The 12,930-nt window shown below is 71.9% G+C and carries 9 protein-coding genes; 6 read left to right on the top strand and 3 right to left on the bottom strand.

The annotated features are described in order from the left end of the window. Positions 1-66: 66 nt before the first annotated feature. Complete coding sequence (locus O7618_RS11705; protein ID WP_278106080.1) at positions 67-1,350, top strand: citrate synthase; 1,284 nt, start codon at positions 67-69, stop codon at positions 1,348-1,350. A gap of 181 nt (positions 1,351-1,531) precedes the next feature. Here the strand turns inward: O7618_RS11705 and O7618_RS11700 are convergent, their stop codons facing one another. Beyond that, on the bottom strand, positions 1,532-2,929 hold the full coding sequence (locus O7618_RS11700) for a glycosyltransferase family 4 protein (RefSeq protein WP_278106079.1): 1,398 nt from the start codon (positions 2,927-2,929) through the stop codon (positions 1,532-1,534). A gap of 290 nt (positions 2,930-3,219) precedes the next feature. Here O7618_RS11700 and glgX point away from each other — a divergent pair, with 290 nt between their 5' ends. Genes glgX through treZ form a run of 3 tightly spaced genes read left to right on the top strand, consistent with a single transcriptional unit; the run spans position 3,220 to position 9,373 of the window. Further along, positions 3,220-5,340, top strand: a complete 2,121-nt coding sequence (glgX, locus tag O7618_RS11695) for a glycogen debranching protein GlgX (RefSeq protein ID WP_278106077.1) — start codon at positions 3,220-3,222, stop codon at positions 5,338-5,340. A 2-nt stretch (positions 5,341-5,342) separates the two neighbouring features. Then, positions 5,343-7,643 carry a malto-oligosyltrehalose synthase gene (gene treY / locus O7618_RS11690; RefSeq protein ID WP_278106076.1) on the top strand — a complete coding sequence of 767 codons (2,301 nt, stop codon included), beginning with the start codon at positions 5,343-5,345 and terminating at the stop codon, positions 7,641-7,643. Continuing rightward, a complete protein-coding gene (gene treZ, locus O7618_RS11685) occupies positions 7,640-9,373 on the top strand; it encodes a malto-oligosyltrehalose trehalohydrolase (RefSeq protein ID WP_278106074.1) in 1,734 nt (577 codons plus the stop codon). Before treY ends, treZ begins: the two co-directional genes overlap by 4 nt. A gap of 152 nt (positions 9,374-9,525) precedes the next feature. On the opposite strand, the gene O7618_RS11680 is transcribed toward treZ, so the two are convergent. Continuing rightward, positions 9,526-10,008 (bottom strand): NUDIX hydrolase, encoded by a 483-nt coding sequence (locus tag O7618_RS11680; RefSeq protein ID WP_278106073.1) that lies wholly within the window; start codon positions 10,006-10,008, stop codon positions 9,526-9,528. Between the two features lie 40 nt (positions 10,009-10,048). Continuing rightward, positions 10,049-11,404, bottom strand: coding sequence for a hypothetical protein (locus tag O7618_RS11675; protein ID WP_278106072.1), 1,356 nt, complete (start codon positions 11,402-11,404; stop codon positions 10,049-10,051). Between the two features lie 223 nt (positions 11,405-11,627). On the opposite strand from O7618_RS11675, the gene O7618_RS11670 reads away from it, so the two are divergent. Both O7618_RS11670 and O7618_RS11665 read left to right on the top strand, forming a co-directional pair. Continuing rightward, positions 11,628-11,792 (top strand): hypothetical protein, encoded by a 165-nt coding sequence (locus O7618_RS11670; protein ID WP_278106071.1) that lies wholly within the window; start codon positions 11,628-11,630, stop codon positions 11,790-11,792. Continuing rightward, positions 11,782-12,900 (top strand): helix-turn-helix transcriptional regulator, encoded by a 1,119-nt coding sequence (locus O7618_RS11665; protein WP_278106070.1) that lies wholly within the window; start codon positions 11,782-11,784, stop codon positions 12,898-12,900. The genes O7618_RS11670 and O7618_RS11665 overlap by 11 nt, the downstream gene beginning before the upstream one ends. Positions 12,901-12,930: the final 30 nt, after the last annotated feature.

The raw sequence follows: 12,930 nt of genomic DNA, 5'->3' as shown, positions 1-12,930 counted from the left end.
CGCACCGTGATTACGGTAGAAGCGAAGGCAATTCAACGAAGATCTTGCCGGCGAAGCGAGGAACAGATGACGGAAGTCAAGCTCGACCACCCCGGTGGACAGCTGTCGATGCCGGTGCAGTCCGCGGTCGAGGGCCCCGCCGGGATCGGCGTGAGCAAGCTGCTCAAGGAAACCGGGATGACCACGTACGACCCCGGTTTCGTCAACACCGCGTCCTGCTCGTCCGCGATCACCTACATCGACGGTGACGCGGGCATCCTGCGGTACCGCGGCTACCCCATCGACCAGCTGGCCGAGAAGTCCTCCTTCCTGGAGGTCTCCTACCTGCTGATCTACGGTGAGCTGCCGACCCAGACTGAGCTCACCGAGTTCAGCGAGCGGATCCGGCGGCACTCGCTGCTGCACGAGGAGATGCGCCGCTTCTTCGACGGCTTCCCGCGCGAGGCGCACCCGATGGCCGTGCTCTCCTCGGCCGTCAGCGCCATCTCCACCTTCTACCAGGACAGCCTGGACCCGTTCGACTCCGACCACGTGGAGATGTCCACGGTGCGGCTGATGGCGAAGGTCCCCACCATCGCCTCGTACGCCTACAAGAAGTCGATCGGCCAGCCGCTGCTCTACCCGGACAACTCGCTCGGCTACGTCGAGAACTTCCTGCGGATGACCTTCGGCGTCCCCGCCGAGCAGTACGAGGTCGACCCGGTCGTCGCCCGGGTGCTGGACATGCTGTTCATCCTGCACGCCGACCACGAGCAGAACTGCTCCACCTCGACCGTGCGGCTGGTCGGCTCCAGCAACGCCAACCTGTTCGCCTCGGTCTCGGCCGGCGTGAACGCGCTGTTCGGCCCGCTGCACGGCGGCGCCAACCAGGCCGTCCTGGAGATGCTCCAGAAGATCCAGGCCGACGGCGGCGACGTCCGCACCTTCGTGCGGAAGGTGAAGGACAAGCAGGACGGCGTGAAGCTGATGGGCTTCGGCCACCGGGTCTACAAGAACTACGACCCGCGTGCCGCGATCGTGAAGAAGGCCGCCCAGGACGTGCTCGGCCGGATGGCCAAGCCGGACCCGCTGCTCGACCTCGCGATGCAGCTCGAGGAGATCGCGCTCGCCGACGACTTCTTCGTCTCCCGCCGGCTCTACCCGAACGTGGACTTCTACACCGGCCTGATCTACAAGGCCATGGGCTTCCCGACCAAGATGTTCACGGTGCTGTTCGCGCTGGGCCGGCTGCCCGGCTGGATCGCCCAGTGGCGCGAGATGATCAACGACCCGGAGACCAAGATCGGCCGCCCGCGGCAGATCTACACCGGCGCCCCCGAGCGCGACTACCTCCCCGCCACCCAGCGCTGAGGTGCAAGGAGGGGCCCCCTGTTAACGCCTGCGGTATAGGCGGGGCCCCTTCTTAACAACGACGTACGCGAAAGGCCGCCGACCCGAGTTCGGGTCGGCGGCCTTTCGCGATGCGCCGGGGGCGGGGGTGTTAAGCGGGGGCCCCTGCTATGCCGCAGGCGTTAACAGGGGGCCCCTCCTTTCACCTGAGGCCGGCGGCGGTGAGGAGGTTGCCGGTGGGGAGGGTGGGCAGGGTGTGGCCGCTTGCCATCCGCTGCTCGGCGCGGGCCGCGGTGAACGCCGGGTCGCCCGCGATGGCGGCGGCGTACGCGGCGGCCGTGCGGGAAGCGATCGCCGACCAGCCGTACTTCTCGTGCACCAGGGCGCGGGCGCGGCGGGCCATGGCGCGGGCCCGGTCGGTGTCGGCGAGCACCGCGTGCACCGCCTCGGCGAGCCCGTCCGGGTCGTGCGGCGCGAACGTCATCCCGGTCACGCCCGGCTCGACGATCTCGGCCAGCCCGCCGGTACGCGACACCGCCAGCGGCGCGCCCGCGGCGGCACCCTCCAGCGCGACCATGCCGAACGGCTCGTAGATGCTGGGCACCGCGAAGCAGTCCGAGGCGGCCATCACGGCGGGCAGGTCGGTGCCGCCGAGGAAGCCGGGCATGCTGACCGTGCCGCCCAGCCCGAGCCGGTGCGCCTCGGCCTCCAACTCGGCCCGGTACGGCCCGTCGCCGACGATCACCGCGCGCAGCCCGGGGTGCCGCTCGCGCAGCCGGGGCAGCCCGGCCAGCAGGTGCTGCACGCCCTTCTCGTAGACCAGTCGGCCGGCGAACGTGACCAGCGGACCGTCGGCCGCGAAGCGGGCCCGGGCGGTGGCGACCGCCGAGGCGGGCACCCGCCAGCGGTGCGGCTCCACGCCGTTGGGGACCACGTCGACCCGGGAGGCGTCCACGCCGAACAGCGCGCCCACCTCGTCGCGCATGTAGCCGGAGCAGACGATGACCCGGCCCGACTCGCCGGCCAGCCAGTGTTCGACGCCGTGGATGGTGCGGTTCATCTCCTCCGGCAGCCAGCCCTGGTGCCGGCCGGCCTCGGTGGCGTGGACGGTGGTCACCAGCGGCACGTCCAGGTGTTCGCGCAGCGTCATCGCGGTGTGCGCGACCAGCCAGTCGTGGGCGTGGATGACGTCGTAGCCGCCGGTCTGGGCGGCGCGCAGCGCGGCCCGGGTGAGCGTGTGGTTGAACGCCATGGTCCAGGCCAGCAGCGAGCCGGTGGCGAGCGGGAAGGTGACCGGGTCCTCGGCGGCGCGGACGATCCGCACGCCGTCGGCGTACTCCTCCAGCGGCGCGCCCTCGGCGTGCCGGGTGACCACGGTGACCTCGTGCCCGGCGGCGGCCAGCGCGACGGAGAGCGCGTGCACGTGGCGGCCGAGGCCACCGACGAGCACCGGCGGGTACTCCCACGACAGCATCAGGATGCGCCGGCTGCGGGACGCCGCGCCGGCCGGCCCCGGCGGGGTCGGGCGGGAGGTGAGGGTGGGCCGGTGGAGCCGGTCCGTCGCGGTGGCGGTCTGCGCGCCGACCCGCAGAGAGGTCACGTCGATCTCCGTCCATGCATGGGGGGACACGCCGGCATCGGTGGCGGCGGGAGCAGCGGTGAGGGTGGCCGAACGGCCGGGGCGGACCCACGCGGGCGCGCGTCCGCGCTCCAGGAAAGTGCATCGGGCGCGGGGGCGCATCTCGAAAAGGACGATCGTGACGGACGACACCCGCGCTTTCGGGTTACCGTCCGAACGGATGGATTGGCGGCGGTGGCGCCGGGGCATCAACGGCGTGCGCGCCGGCCGCCCGTCCGGCGCGCTCACGATCATGGGCCCGAAGGAGCGACATGCAGGTCTGGCCGGGCGACAGCTACCCCCTCGGCGCCACCTACGACGGGATGGGCACCAACTTCGCGATCTTCTCCGAGGTGGCGGAACGGGTCGAGCTCTGCCTCTTCGACGAGTGGGACATCGGCACCGAGCGCCGGGTGGAGCTGCGTGAGGTCGACGCGTACGTCTGGCACGCCTACATCCCCGGCGTGGAGCCCGGCCAGCGCTACGGCTTCCGGGTGCACGGGCCGTGGGACCCGGCCAACGGGGTGCGCTGCAACCCGCACAAGTTGCTGCTCGACCCGTACGCGAAGGCGGTCGACGGCGAGGTCTCCTGGGACCCGGCGGTCTACGACTACGAGGTGGGCGGCGACCCGGACCGGATGAACACCGCCGACTCGGCGTCGTTCATGCCGAAGTCGGTGGTGGTGAACCCGTACTTCGACTGGGGCAACGACAAGCCGCCGCGCACGCCCTACCACCACTCGGTGATCTACGAGGCGCACGTGCGGGGGCTGACCATGCGGCACCCGGACATCCCGGAGGAGCTGCGCGGCACGTACGCGGGGATCGCCTCACCGGTGATGATCGAGCACTTCCGGCGGCTCGGGGTGACCGCCGTCGAGTTGATGCCGGTGCACGAGTTCGTGCACGACCACCGCCTGGCCGACCTGGCGCTGCGCAACTACTGGGGCTACAACACGATCGGCTTCTTCGCCCCGCACCACAGCTACTCGGCGCTGGGCCGGCTCGGCCAGCAGGTGCAGGAGTTCCGGGGCATGGTCAAGGCGCTGCACGCCGCCGGCATCGAGGTCATCCTCGACGTGGTCTACAACCACACCGCCGAGGGCAACCACCTCGGCCCGTCGCTGAGCTTCAAGGGCATCGACACGCCGAGCTACTACCGGTTGTCGGAGGAGGACCGGCGCTACTTCGTCGACTACACCGGCACCGGCAACAGCCTCAACGTGCGCAGCCCGCACTCGCTGCAACTGATCATGGATTCGCTGCGCTACTGGGTCACCGAGATGCACGTCGACGGCTTTCGCTTCGACCTGGCCGCCACGCTGGCCCGCGAGTTCTACGAGGTGGACCGCCTCTCCACGTTCTTCGAGGTGGTGCAGCAGGACCCGGTGGTGGGCCGGGTCAAGCTGATCGCCGAGCCGTGGGACGTCGGCCCCGGCGGCTACCAGGTGGGCAACTTCCCGCCGCAGTGGACCGAGTGGAACGGAAAATACCGCGACACCGTGCGCGACTTCTGGCGCGGCGAGCCGGCCACGCTCGCCGAGTTCGCGTCCCGCATCTCCGGCTCCGCCGACCTCTACCAGGACGACGGCCGCCGCCCGTTCCACAGCATCAACTTCGTCACCTGCCACGACGGCTTCACGCTCACCGACCTGGTCTCCTACAACGACAAGCACAACGAGGCCAACGGCGAGGAGAACCGGGACGGCGAGAGCCACAACCGGTCCTGGAACTGCGGCGTCGAGGGCGACACCGAGGACGCCGGGGTGTTGGCGCTGCGCGCCCGGCAGCGGCGCAACTTCCTGGCCACGCTGATCCTGTCCCAGGGCGTGCCGATGCTCGGGCACGGCGACGAGCTGGGCCGCACCCAGCGCGGCAACAACAACGCCTACTGCCAGGACAGCGAGCTGGCCTGGGTGGACTGGGGACGCGCCGACGACGAGCTGCTCGGGTTCGTACGCCGGCTCACCGACTTCCGCAACCGGCACCAGGTGTTCCGCCGCCGGCGGTTCTTCACCGGGCTGCCGGTCGGTGGCCGGGCCGCCGGCTCCGGCCTGCCCGACCTGGCCTGGTACACCCCCGACGGCCGGGAGATGACCGGCGAGGACTGGGGCAACGACTTCGGCCGCTCGGTGGCCCTGTTCGTCAACGGCGACGGCATCGGTGAGCGCGGCCAGTACGGCCAGCGCCACCGGGACAGCTCCTTCCTGCTGCTGTTCAACGCGCACGACGCGGCGTTGGACTTCACGCTGCCCGGCGAGGAGTTCGGCCCCCGGTGGGAGCTGGTGATCAGCACCGCGGAACCGGATCCGGAGAAGACGACACTGGTGGAGGCGGGTGGCACGGTCTGCGTACCGGATCGCTCGCTGCTGGTCCTGGAGAGGACGCCCTGACCATGCCGGACACCCCCCGTTCGACCTACCGGGTGCAGGTGCGACCCGGCTTCGACCTGGACGCCACCGCCGAGCTGACCGACTACCTGGCCGCGCTCGGCGTCACCCACCTCTACACCGCGCCGCTGCTCACCGCCACCCCCGGCTCGTCGCACGGTTACGACGTGGTCGACCACCGGGCGGTCAACCCGGAGCTGGGCGGCGAGGCGGCCCGGCAGCGGCTGGTCCGGGCGCTGCGCGCGGCCGGGCTGGGCCTGGTCGTCGACATCGTGCCGAACCACGCCGGGGTGGCCCGGCCGGCGGCCAACCCGGCCTGGTGGGACGTGCTGCGGCGGGGCCGCGACTCGGCGTACGCGGGCTGGTTCGACATCGACTGGGACCGCGGCCGGCTGCTGCTGCCGGTGCTCGCCGACGCCCCCGAGGCGCTCGACGACCTCAAGCTGGTCGACGGCGAGCTGCGCTACCACGAGCACCGCTTCCCGGTCGCCGACGGCACCGGCGACGGGAGCCCGCGGCAGGTGCACGACCGGCAGCACTACGAGCTGGTGAACTGGCGGCGCGGCGACACCGAGCTGACGTACCGTCGCTTCTTCGCCGTCTCCGACCTGGCCGGGCTGCGGGTGGAGGACCCGGCGGTCTTCGACGCCACCCACGCGGAGATCCTGCGCTGGGTCGACGCCGGCGACGTCGACGGCATCCGGGTGGACCACCCGGACGGGCTGCGCGACCCGGCCGGCTACCTGGCCCGGTTGCGCGCCGCCGCGCCGGGACGCTGGCTGGTGGTGGAGAAGATCCTGGAGTACGGCGAGGACCTGCCGGACTGGCCGGTCGACGGCACCACCGGCTACGACGCGCTGGCGGCGGTCAGCGGCCTGTTCGTGGATCCGGACGCCGAGCCGGACCTCACCGCGCTCGACGGCCGGGTCACCGGCCGGCACACCTCCTGGGAGGACCTGACCCACGCCACCAAGCTGGAGGCCGCCACCCGGCTGCTCGCCGCCGAGCTGACCCGCCTCGCCGCGCTCGTGCCGGAGCTGCCCGGCGAGCAGGTCCGCGCCGCGCTGGCCGAGCTGGCCGCCTGCTTCCCGGTCTACCGCGGCTACCCGCCCGAGGGGGCCAGGCACCTGGCCGCCGCGCGCAGCGAGGCCGGCCGGCGCCGCCCCGACCTGACCGGCGTGCTCGACCGGGTCACCGCCCGGCTGCGCGACCCCGGCCACGAGTTGGCCGCCCGGTTCCCGCAACTGACCGGCGCGGTGATGGCCAAGGGCGTGGAGGACACCGCCTACTACCGGTGGAGCCGGTTCGTCGCGCTCAACGAGGTGGGCGGCAGCCCGGCCCACTTCGGCGTGCCGCCGGCCGAGCTGCACCGCTTCGCCACCGCCCGGCACGTGCGCTGGCCGGCGAGCATGACCACGCTCTCCACCCACGACACCAAGCGCGGCGAGGACGTCCGGGCCCGCCTCGCCGTGCTCAGCGAGATTCCCGGGCGCTGGGCCGAGCGGGTCGGCGACTGGATGTCGCGGGCGCCGCTGGCCGACCCCGCGCTGGCCCACCTGCTCTGGCAGACCGCCGTCGGGGCCTGGCCGCTCGACCGCGACCGCTTGCACGGGTACGCCGAGAAGGCCGCCCGGGAGGCCTCGGTGAGCACCAGCTGGGCCGACCCCGACCCGGCCTTCGAGCACGAGCTGCACGCCCTAGTCGACCGGATGTACGACGACCCGGAGCTGCGCGCCCAGCTCACCGCGTTCGCCGCCGAGATCACGCCGGCCGGCTGGTCCAACGCGCTCGGGCAGAAGCTGGTCCAGCTCGCCATGCCCGGGGTGCCGGACACCTACCAGGGCACCGAGCTGTGGGAGAACTCGCTCGTCGACCCGGACAACCGCCGCCCGGTCGACTTCGCCGTACGCCGGGATCTGCTGGCCCGGCTCGACGCCGGCTGGCAGCCGACGGTGGCCGCGGACGGCGCGGCCAAGCTGCTGGTGGTCTCCCGGACGCTGCGGTTGCGCCGCGACCGCCCGGAGCTGTTCGGTGGTTACCGGCCGGTGCCGGCGCACGGCCCGGCCGGCGCGCACGCGGTGGCGTTCGACCGGGGTGGGGCGGTCGCGGTGGCGACCCGGTTGCCGCTGCGTCTCGCCCGCGACGGCGGCTGGCGGGACACGACCCTGTCACTTCCCGTTCATCGGATGACCGACCTGTTCACCGGTCGGGCCTACAGTGGTGCCGAGCTGCTCCTGGATGATCTGCTGAGCACCTATCCCGTCGCCCTCCTCGCACCCACCGACCCTGTGGAGGCCGCCGCATGACCGAGTTCACCGTGTGGGCGCCCGCGGCCACCCGGATGCGGCTGCGCCTGCCCGGCGTCGCCGACCACGACATGCGTTCCGGTCGGGACGGCTGGTGGCGGGTCGAGGCGCCCGACGCCGGGCCGGGCACCGACTACGCGTTCGTTATCGACGACGACGAGCAGGCGCTGCCCGACCCCCGCTCGGCCTGGCAGCCTGCCGGGGTGCACGGCCCCAGCCGGGTCTACGACCACGCGGCGTTCGCCTGGACCGACACCACCTGGACCGGCCGGCAACTGCCCGGCAGCGTCCTCTACGAGCTGCACGTCGGCACGTTCACCCCGCAGGGCACGTTCGACGCGGCGATCGCCAAGCTCGACCACCTGGTGGAGCTCGGCGTCGACCTGGTCGAGCTGCTGCCGGTCAACGCGTTCAACGGCGAGCACAACTGGGGCTACGACGGGGTCTGCTGGTATGCGCCGCACGAACCCTACGGCGGGCCGGACGGGCTGAAACGGTTCGTGGACGCCGCCCACGGCAAGGGGCTGGGGGTGATCCTCGACGTCGTCTACAACCATTTCGGGCCCTCCGGGGCCTACGCGCCGCGGTTCGCGCCCTACCTGGCCGAGCAGAGCAACACCTGGGGCCGCACGGTAAACCTGGACGGCCCGCACTCCGACGGGGTCCGTCGCTACATCGTCGACAGCGTGCTCGGCTGGCTGCGCGACTACCACGTCGACGGGCTGCGCCTGGACGCCGTGCACGCCATGCCGGACGGCCGCGCCACCCACTGGCTGGAGGAGGTGGCGGTCGAGGTCGAGTCGCTGTCGACCGCCCTGGGCCGGCCGCTGTCGCTGATCGCCGAGTCCGACCTGAACGACCCGACGTTGATCACCTCCCGGGAGGCCGGCGGCTACGGCCTGCACGCCCAGTGGAACGACGACGCCCACCACGCGCTGCACACGCTGCTCACCGGCGAGCGGCAGGGCTACTACGGCGACTTCGGCTCGCTGGAGTGCCTCACCGACGTGCTGACCGGCGCGTTCTTCCACGCGGGCACCTGGTCCAGCTTCCGTAACCGCGGCCACGGCCGGCCGGTGGACCGCCGGCGCACCCCCGGCCACCGGTTCGTGGCCTACCTCCAGAACCACGACCAGATCGGCAACCGGGCCACCGGCGACCGGATCTCCGCCACGCTCTCGGCCGGGATGCTGCGGGTCGGCGCCACGCTGCTGCTGACCGCGCCGTTCACCCCGATGCTGTTCATGGGGGAGGAGTGGGCCGCCACCACGCCGTGGCAGTTCTTCACCAGCCACCCGGAGCCGGAACTGGCCGTCGCGGTCGCGACCGGCCGCCGGCGGGAGTTCGCCGCGCACGGCTGGGCCACCGACGACGTGCCCGACCCGCAGGACCCGCAGACCTTCCTGCGGTCCCGGCTCGACTGGGCGGAGCTGGACAAACCCGAACACCGCGAGATGTACGAGTTCCACCGCCGGCTGATCGCGCTGCGCAAGTCGCGCCCCGACCTGTCGGACCCCCGGCTGCACCGGGTCGAGGTGCGCCACGGCGACCAGTTCCTGGTGGTACGGCGTGGCGACACGCTGGTGGTGGCCAACCTGGCCGAGCGACCGCAGCGGGTCAACCTGCCCGGGGTGGTGCGCCGGGTGCTGCTGGCGACCGCCGAGGGGGCCACGGTGATGCGCGACGGGATCGAGCTTCCGGCGGAGAGCGCGGCGATCGTCGCGCTCTGAGCGCTCGCAGCGGCGCGGTTGGAACAACCATGGCTGCGCGGCCGCTGCACCCGGAGGACCGGCCCGACGGCCCGGAGGCGCAGGTGTTGCTGGCGGACGGCCGCGCCGCGACGAGTTCCTGGGGTCGATCACTCGCCGGTGGCGCCACTCGGCTACTGCGGTGGTATGCCGTGGGAGAGGTATGCCGGGGTGTGCCGAGCGCGAGCGGTCAACGCCGCCTGGACGCGTGGAGCGACGTTGTCGGGAAGGTAGCCCTCGGCCTCGTCGGGGGAGAAGAAGGCAACATCTTCAAGTTCCTGGCTTGGCAGGGAAATGCCATCCGTGCTCGCCCGACGGCCGCAGTCGAACGTGAAACTGATGATCGCGCGCGGTCGGCTGCCGCTGGGAGGCGCCCAGTCCACGACGAGCAGGTCACCGACCGGCAGGGTAAAGCCCAGTTCCTCGCGCATTTCTCGGGCGCATGCCTGGTGCGGATATTCGCTTTCCTCGACGTAACCGCCCGGGAAGGCCCAGTGGTCGCGGTAGGTGGGCTTGACGAGGAGAACCCTGCCGGCCGGATCGGTGATGAGGGCGGCTGCGGCGGCGTGAAACGCGGGCAGAGCGGCGTACCAGATGGCGGGGTCCGTCCAGGTCACACCGATGACCGTAGCCGAAGGGCATCGATGTGGCGGGGCGCTATTGCGGCGGGGAGGCGTTGATGGTCAGAAGCACTTCCTCGACCTCGGGGACTGTCCGATGCCGGCCCAAGGAGCGGGCGAGTTCTCGAACCCGGCGTGTCACGCGAACGGAATGGATGTCTCGCGCATGGTGCGCAAGCTCGCGGCCCCAGCTGCAAGCGGCGTCGAGGTCTCCCGCGCGGACATGGGTGGTGGCGATGAGCGCGGTGTGCAGTGCGCGAGTCCGGGTGTTCTGCGGGGCGAGGGCGATCGCGTCCGGTGCATGCCGCAGCGCCTGCCGGTAGAGCTGAAGGTCGCCCAGGCACCCGAGCGCGGCGCCAGCGAAGTGGGCCGGGGTGAAGTATCCCACCCATCGGGGTTCGCCGGCTGAGTGCGAGCGATCAACTGCGCGTTCGGCTCGACCGAGCGCATTTTGGCAGGCACGCTTTTCTCCCGATCGACCGTACGCGCTGGCCGCCGTCGTATAGAGGCGGGCGCGCACGGTGGCAGGTGCTCGACCGGCACCATCGATCGCTGCCTCGGCCAGTCTGGCGGCGTCCTGTGCATGGCCGAGATACATGGCCTGAGTGGCGAGGTTGGCAAGCAGGTGGGCACCGAGCAGCCGGTCGTCGGTGGCCTTGGCAAGCCGTAGCGCGATGATCAGGTGATGCTGAGCGATGGCGTGATCGCCGGCGTCGTAGCACATGAACGCGAGCTGGCCGGAGAGCGTCGCGACCGCCCGCATGAAGTCGTGCCCGACCGCGTCGGTATAGGTGCCTCCCAACATGGGGGTGACCTGGCGCACGAGGAGATCGGCCATGAGTGCCCGGGCCTGGTGGGAACCGCCGCCATGACGACGATCAAGATCAAGGAAGTGGTCGGCGAGTACGTGCAGCGTCTCAACGTCGGCGGTCGTGACGGGCTGGCGGCCCGTGCTGGCGACCGTCTTGTCGGGCAAGTCGTACCGCCAGGCGATCGCGGCCTGGAGGGCGGTACCGCCCTCGACCTCCTCGCCGGGTCGGGAATTGGGCCGCGTGGCGAGAATTGCCCAGAGTCGCTGCGCCGCATCGATCGCGGACCGGGCAGACGTCGGGTAGGCGCTGTTCAGGGCTGGCGTGGCGTCGGCGAATCCAAGCTCCCTGACGGCGACGGGCCGGCCGAGTTTCCGGGCGATCGTGCCGGCCATCACCTCTTGGACAAGGTCGCTCGGGCGACGCCCGCGCAGCCACCAGTAGACGCTGGCGGCGTCGTAGCGCCAAGTGCCGTACCGGCGACCGGCATGGTTGAGCTGGCGGGCCAAGGCTCCGTGGGCATTGCGGTAACCGGCGGCATGCAGCAGCGCTTCGAGTGCCGCATTGGTGACCGGCCGCACCATAGGTGTACCTCCAGGAATCAAGCAACTACCACAGGTGACCAACCTATGGGTTGATACCGTCGCTGTCGGTCCCGCGCAACCGTGCGCAACCTTGTGCCCGGGTAGCGCAACGCCGCCCATCGCACACCATCTGGTCCGCGTTCTGGTAGTCGACTTCGCTGGCGTTGGATGCGACGGCCGCCGACTTTCGTGAGGTCTCCGTCGCCTGTCGACGGAGGTGGCAATGCGAGGTCGAGGTGAGGAACAGCCGAGCCGGGGTGAGCAGATCCAGGCGGCCGAACGGGAGGCCGCGAAGCGGCGGCTGCTGGAGCAGGCCGAGGCGGAGCGCGTACCTATCGAGGACACCACCCGGGCCGTGCCGGACCGGCGGTGGCGGCGTGACCGGTGAGCCGATCGGCCGGCGGGTCGCCCGGTGGCGGGTGCGCCGCCGGCTGACCCAGCAGATGCTCGCCGACCGGCTCGGCAAGTCGAAGAGCTGGGTGGACAAGGTCGAGCGGGGGGTGCGTGGACTGGACCGTTACTCGGTGATCCAGGACATCGCCGACGTGCTGCGGGTCGAGCCGTCGGTCCTGCTCGGCGAGCGGTTCCCGCCGTCGGTGGGCACGTTGGACGGGGTCGACGAGGTTCGGGCGGCTCTCGCCAGTTACGACAGCGGTCGCAACGCGCTGTCGCACGAGGAGTTACGTCGGCGGGTGGCACACGCGTGGCTGACCTACCAGCATGCCCACTATGCGCAGACGGTGCGCCTGCTGCCCGGGCTGCTCGACTCGGCCCGAGGGATGCGCGGTGCCGCGCCGGAACTGCCGGTTCAGGTGTTCCGGGCCGCCTCGTCGGTGCTGGTCAAGCTGGGGGAGGCGGACCTGGGGTGGCTGGCCGCCGACCGGGCGGTGGCCGGGGCGGGTGGCGATCCAATGCTGACGGCGTTGGCCGTGGCGTCGGTGGGCGAGGCGCTGCGAGCGCTGGGCCAGGATCGGTTGGCACTGGCCGTGACGGCCGCCGTCGCGCCGGTGAGTGCGGCGCACGGGCCGTTGCTGATTCAAGCCGCGCTCGCCGCTGCCGGCTGCGGCGAGTCCCGCCGCGCTGGCGAGTTGTTGGATCGGGCCGCCGAGTTGGCCGCGCGGCGCAAGGCTGGTGACGAGCCCCACCCAGCCGGCTTCGGGCCGGCCGCCGTCGAGCTGGCACGCGTGGTGGCGGCGGCGAAGTCGGGCGACGGCGGCGAGGCCGTGTACCGGCACGAGCGCATGCTCCGGCGGGAGGCGTGGCGGCGGCTGCCGGTCGAGTTTCGGGGCGCCTACCTGCTGGATGCCGCGCGGGCGTACCTCCAACTGGGTGACCTGCGCGGAGCCGGCCGGGCGGTGGTGGAGGCGGATGGCGTCGCGCCGGCCGAGGTCAGGTTGCGCCCGGTGGCGCGTACCGTCGTGGCGGAGATCGCCCGGGGTCACCCGGCGCCACCCGGCGTGGCCCGCCTGGCGACGCTGGTCGGCCTCACCCGTTGACCGGTGCGCCGATGAGTCCGGGGTCGGGGC

This window comes from Micromonospora sp. WMMD980 (genome assembly GCF_029626035.1).
Lineage (GTDB): Bacteria > Actinomycetota > Actinomycetes > Mycobacteriales > Micromonosporaceae > Micromonospora.
The sequence above is the reverse complement of the archived record's forward strand: the minus strand, read 5'-3'. Positions and strand labels throughout refer to the sequence as shown.

What these genes read in the sequence shown, in the direction of transcription:
- O7618_RS11705 (WP_278106080.1), top strand. Translation starts at nt 67, where the DNA reads ATGACGGAAGTCAAGCTCGACCACCCCGGTGGACAGCTGTCGATGCCG.
- glgX (WP_278106077.1), top strand. Translation starts at nt 3,220, where the DNA reads ATGCAGGTCTGGCCGGGCGACAGCTACCCCCTCGGCGCCACCTACGAC.
- treY (WP_278106076.1), top strand. Translation starts at nt 5,343, where the DNA reads ATGCCGGACACCCCCCGTTCGACCTACCGGGTGCAGGTGCGACCCGGC.
- treZ (WP_278106074.1), top strand. Translation starts at nt 7,640, where the DNA reads ATGACCGAGTTCACCGTGTGGGCGCCCGCGGCCACCCGGATGCGGCTG.
- O7618_RS11675 (WP_278106072.1), bottom strand. Translation starts at nt 11,404, where the DNA reads ATGGTGCGGCCGGTCACCAATGCGGCACTCGAAGCGCTGCTGCATGCC.
- O7618_RS11670 (WP_278106071.1), top strand. Translation starts at nt 11,628, where the DNA reads ATGCGAGGTCGAGGTGAGGAACAGCCGAGCCGGGGTGAGCAGATCCAG.